Raw genomic sequence first — 4760 nt, 5'->3', positions numbered from 1 at the left:
CTCATCTCCGCAATGGTCCGCTCCTCGCCATAAAGATCGACGTATTCCTGGTAGTTGTCGAAGACCCGGCGCTGGACATAGTCCACATAGGTCTCGGCCGGAGCACCGTTGGCCAGGATCACATCATGGTCTTCCGTCTCGATGTGGTAGTAGGTGATGCGCTCGGGCAGGGTGTCGATTGGCTCGTAAGCAATGGTGGTGCCATTCACAAGCGCACCGGCGTTGATCGCCAGATCGTCGATGATCAGCGCGTGATCGGCCGTAATAACGAGGTCCGTATGGGGTAGGTCATTGTCCAAAGCACCGGCGGTGACCCGGACCGGCACGAAGCGTTCGGCAGGGGTGAACAACTTGTGAACTGATTGCCGCCCGATCCACTTCACAGCGACCGTTTTGCCGTCAGCTGTTGATATCTGGTCTCCCATCACGAGCTCTTCGACCTGACGCTCGCCGCGGGGTGTGAGTATCAGCGTTCCAGCGGCAAAGCACTGGGGCACATCGTTCTGGTCAATATCGCCGTCTATCGTGATTTGATTTGTGGGCAAGAGTGACTTGTCAGCGCCAGCTGGACCATAAAAAACGAGATTGTCAGTACCGGATTGGCCAGACGCGTTCGGCGACGAGTTCGGAACGAGCACAACCAGCCACAGATCACTGGAGGTGCTGTAAGACCCGACTACCGTCGGTTCCGGATCGCCTGGTGGACCAGCGTAGTCGGGAAACAGGGTGCTGAGGCCAGGATCCGCAACTACCTCGTTCACGCTAAAAGCTGTGTCGGCGCCATCGTCTTGCACCGTGCCACTCAAAGGAGTTTGTGTGACGTTCTGACTGAAATTTGCCGATCTTCCAGCCTGATTGAATACACACGCCAGATCATACGCAAAAGCTGCCATGCTCTCGAGCTCCCCATCCATACACGAAAAAGTTAATATTTTATTAACAATATTGAATATGTCTTCTGTTGTCAACGGCAGACTAAACCGACATTTCCCAAGTGGCCGCCGCTCGACAGCAAGAATTCCTGATATTGCTCACTGGACAAGCATTTTTACCGCGTGCGGTTTCTGCGGTCGCGCAGACGCTCGAATTTGGGCGGATCACACCGCGAACCCTCGTCTTCCGTGCCTGACAACGACGTTCTTCAGCGCGCTGAACAGAACTGTCGAGCCGCTTTCCTGCGGATGTCCGTGGATGGCACGCCCTCGACACACTTGCCGAGCCTTGTTCCTTCGATGGTGAGGGGCGATGCTGTAATCATGTTTCTGCCGGTGGCGTGCGAAAAAGACCATCGCGCCTCGGATCTCCGCATCTACAGCGTGCAAGAGCTGTCCCGCATCGCGCAGTTCCACGTCAGGATCGCCTACAAGGACTCGCCGACCTACTGGAAGGCGAACAGCCCGCGCACGGCGTCTCCCAGACGCGCTGCTGTGTCGAAGACTTAATGGGGACGTGCGGTCCAACGTATATCGAGGACCGCCACAATCCGGTGTCGCGGACGACACCGGCCCCCGGTTTCATCCGTGCTCAGGCAGCTTCGGAGCCACCGATCCGCTTCAGGATGGACGCAGGCACCTGACGCGCGGCCGACACCCGTGGCATGCCCATCTCCGCAAAGGTCCGCTCCTAGCCATAAAGATCGACGTATTCCCGGTAGTTGTCGAACACCCGGCGCTGGACATAGTCCACATAGGTCTCCGCCGGCGCGCCGTTCGCCAGGATCACGTCGTGGGCGTCTGTTTCCACATGGTAGTAGGTTACCCGGTCCGGCAGGCTGTCCTTTGCAGGCCGCTGATATAGTCCTGCCTCAATAGCGGTTTGAGAACATGATTCACCTTTGGTACGGTAACGGTGGGGGTGATGATGCGCGGGACGGACGATACGAGCGGGTCGCTGTTCAGCTATGTCGATCTGGAAGAGCGCATCCCGCCGCGAAACCCGCTGCGCAAGATTAGACAGGTGGTCAATGACGCGCTCGCCAGCCTCGATGCCGAATTCGAGGCGCTTTATACCGATTTCGACCGCCCTTCGATCCCGCCTGAGCGGCTTATCTGCGCGAACCTGCTGCAGATCCTGTTTTCGGTCCGGTCCGAGCGAAAACTGATGGAGCAGATGGATTACAAACTGATGTTCCGCTGGTTTGTCGGCGTCGGGATTGACGATCCGGTCTGGGTCCCGACCGTGTTCACGAAGAACCGCGACCGGCTGCTGACGACCGAGATGTCGCGCGAGGTGATGGCGGCGATCCTCGCTCACCGCGAGGTCGCGCCGCTGCTGTCGGACGAGCGTTTCTCGGTGGATGGCACCTTGGTGAAGGCTTGGGCGTCGATGAAGAGTTTTCAGCCGAAGGCAGAGGCCAGTCCGCCTGACGAAGATGGGCCGGTTGATCCGCCCGCCTTGGACACCGCGCCCGAAACTGAGCCTTCCGATCTACCCGCCGAAACCGAGCCGATGCCCCGCAAGTCCCACCGCCGCCGCAATGCCGAGGTCGACTTCGAGGGCGGGAAGCGCTCCAATGCTACCCACCAATCGACCACTGACCTCGATGCACGGCTCTACCAGAAATCCCCGGGCACCGGGGCCATGCTGTGCTTCATCGGGCATGCGCTGATGGAGAACCGCTCGGGCCTGGTCGTGCAGGGCGACCTGACCCAGGCCGACGGCCATGCCGAGCGCAAGGCCGCATTGGACATGGTTCACCGCCATTCCCCGGGATCAACCCGACAGCTGACGCTGGGCGCTGACAAGGGCTATGACGCGTCCGGGTTCGTTTCCGACCTGCGCAAAGCCTGTGTCACACCTCATGTCGCCCAGAAATCGCGATATCCCGCAATTGATGGCCGAACCACCCGGCATGAAGGCTATGACCTGTCACAAAAGTACCGCAAGAGGATTGAGGAATTGTTTGGCTGGGCCAAGACAGTCGGTGGCATAGCCCAGACCGTGTATCGCGGCGTCGAGCGCGTCCGTTCGCGGTTCATCCTGACAATTGCAGCTAACAATCTCGCAAGACTGCCCCGGTTGCTGACTGCGTGAACCGGGAGAACGGCGCCCGACGCATACGTCAAAAGCGCCGACAGGCATTGCGATCACCCGACACAACCCTGATGACGGAACAGCGTTCCGGCTCGGGGACTATTTCAGCAACCTGCTAATAATCAAGACACCGTGAGAAAGTCAGAACGGTTCGCTCTGCAATTAATGCTGCATTCGGTTTGTCTAGGTGACTGAAATCCCGCAAATTTTGCAGCGTCAGCCGTATGCCGGAAGCTTGACCAATCTCCGTCACGACCAAAGGCATCCATGTCCTCCAGCGTTTTCATCACTATATGGTACACGTCGTGCGAACTCACCATGCTTGTCCCTCGGTTTAATGTGATCGCTATCTGAGACGTTAAGTGTTAATGGCACATTAAGGCTACGTGTTTGTTTCCTTTGGGAAGGTCTTAATTATGGCTTCGGCTTCTCCGAGAGGCGATCAATCGGGCTGTGAGAGCGGAGTTTGGCGCCCCCGGCAGAATGGACTTCTCACGATCTGGCACCCTTAAGCGGTCGAAACGAGCGCTTTCCATAGCCCCTGCCTCATGTCATCAGCTTCCGCTATCAAGAGGAACAGGTTGCCTAGGACGATAAGCATTAAAAGTTGTGTCCGCTTTTTGGCGAGGCCGCGGTAGTGGGTCTTGAGATGACCGAACCGGAGTTTGGAGCACGCGGAAGAGATGTTCGACGCGCGTCGCCACCAACGCGATTACGCTGTTGTACTCAGCGTTGATGGGAGCGATTTCCTTGCCATTGGGCGCCTTGCGCAAGACGCCCAAGAACTTGTTGGTGCCGAAGAATGCGGCCCCGCGGGCTGCGCTGACATCACCCATGTTCGCGCACACTGATTGCTTTTGGCAGTGCATGAGGTTATACTTTGATCAGCGTTCTCTTACATGCTTGAGGCACAAGGTTTTTCAAAATCTCTCTTAATGCTCAACGAGCTCCGAAATAATGTTATCCCAAAAGCCTCTAAATTCTATCCGTTCAGGTATTGAACTGCCCTCAAAGATATAGATGTTCGCACCTGGAAAGTCATATTCCTGTTTTTGCTATGAAGAAATCATGTTCTTTTGCGTCGTAATCGATTTCCGCTTGCGCTGTATAAAATGCCATTCTAAGGAGCTGGGCGGTATGTTTTGCTTTAGCTTTACGGGCTAGCTCTTCTGATCCGGCAATTATATCTATAATTGACTTGCTAGTTACTTCTCTCATTTCTGGGCCCTTTAGCTTAAGCTTCGTGAATAACCAATTAAGTAACTTGATCTTTGTTAACAAAACGTAAACTACTGCGGAATTTTTCCTTTTTCCTTACTTTGCAGTCAGGCTCCATTAATTTTTGCTTGGCGGCGTGGTTCGGGCTTCGAAAACGAGCGGTGAACACGTCTGTTCTCTTCTGGCTGACGGAGGCGCAGATGACGCGTCTTGTGCCCCTCTTTACCAAATCCCACGGCAAGCCGCGCGTCGATGACAGACGTGTGTTGAGCGCGATTATCTTCATCAATCGCAACATATTACGATGGGCTGATTTACCTTCAGCCTATGGTCCGCACAAGCCGCCCTACAATCGCTGGAAGCGGTAGAGCGATAAGGGCGTCTTTGCCCGGATAATGGGGGGGGGTGCAACTGTATCTGTCAGGTGGCCAAGTCGGCGTATTTTTTGGCGGGTTTTACATAGCTTGTTCGCGATGTTTACCAGCTTTCTGGCGACCGCAGTGATGATG

General features: G+C 55.8%; 4 protein-coding genes and 1 pseudogene. 2 read left to right on the top strand and 3 right to left on the bottom strand.

The genetic code is table 11. The features are described from left to right. Together J1C49_RS21270 and J1C49_RS21265 are read right to left on the bottom strand one after the other, a co-directional pair. On the bottom strand, positions 1-893 hold an 893-nt coding region (locus J1C49_RS21270; protein WP_227447825.1), incomplete at its 3' end, for a Hint domain-containing protein. Between the two features lie 730 nt (positions 894-1623). Further along, positions 1624-1770, bottom strand: a complete 147-nt coding sequence (locus J1C49_RS21265) for a Hint domain-containing protein (RefSeq protein ID WP_227447827.1) — start codon at positions 1768-1770, stop codon at positions 1624-1626. Positions 1771-1860: 90 nt separating this feature from the next. Between J1C49_RS21265 and J1C49_RS21260 the strand changes: the two genes are divergently transcribed. Next, on the top strand, positions 1861-3033 hold the full coding sequence (locus J1C49_RS21260; RefSeq protein ID WP_227447826.1) for an IS5 family transposase: 1173 nt from the start codon (positions 1861-1863) through the stop codon (positions 3031-3033). A gap of 1038 nt (positions 3034-4071) precedes the next feature. Here the strand turns inward: J1C49_RS21260 and J1C49_RS21255 are convergent. Further along, a complete protein-coding gene (locus J1C49_RS21255; RefSeq protein ID WP_227447824.1) occupies positions 4072-4251 on the bottom strand; it encodes a hypothetical protein in 180 nt (59 codons plus the stop codon). A 161-nt stretch (positions 4252-4412) separates the two neighbouring features. Here J1C49_RS21255 and J1C49_RS21250 point away from each other — a divergent pair. Beyond that, positions 4413-4616: pseudogene (locus J1C49_RS21250) on the top strand (transposase); the annotation flags it as partial. Positions 4617-4760: the final 144 nt, after the last annotated feature.

The sequence above is a fragment of the Cognatishimia sp. F0-27 genome (assembly GCF_020667845.1).
In the GTDB taxonomy this organism is placed as follows: Bacteria; Pseudomonadota; Alphaproteobacteria; order Rhodobacterales; family Rhodobacteraceae; genus JAFMPQ01.
Note: the sequence above shows the minus strand (reverse complement) of the source record. Positions and strands in the feature narration are given on the sequence as shown.